Here is a 248-nt window from a genome sequence, read left to right as displayed (position 1 = left end):
TTCGCCGCGCTGCAATGCCGACAACAGCGGCCGGATCGCATCGTTGCCCAGCAGTTCCAGCGAACGCAGCTGGCGCAGGTCCACCAGCGCATCCACCTGCTGGTCGCCCTCGGCCTGCACGCCGGCCGCCTTGGCCAAGGCCTGCAGCAGCGCCTCGCGGCTGCGGACCTGCGCGTGGGCGGTACGCACCGCCCCGGGCAGCTCACCGCCCCCCCAGAACCACAGCGAATTGACCGCCCGCTTGCCGG

General features: G+C 72.6%; 1 pseudogene. It reads right to left on the bottom strand.

The features are described from left to right. Positions 1-248, bottom strand: a pseudogene (locus ACQG3P_RS21280) (phosphoglycerate mutase); the annotation flags it as partial.

It is taken from the genome of Stenotrophomonas sp. SrG, assembly GCF_050031795.1.
Taxonomy (GTDB): domain Bacteria; phylum Pseudomonadota; class Gammaproteobacteria; order Xanthomonadales; family Xanthomonadaceae; genus Stenotrophomonas; species Stenotrophomonas rhizophila_A.
This window is presented reverse-complemented; position numbering and strand designations above follow the sequence as displayed.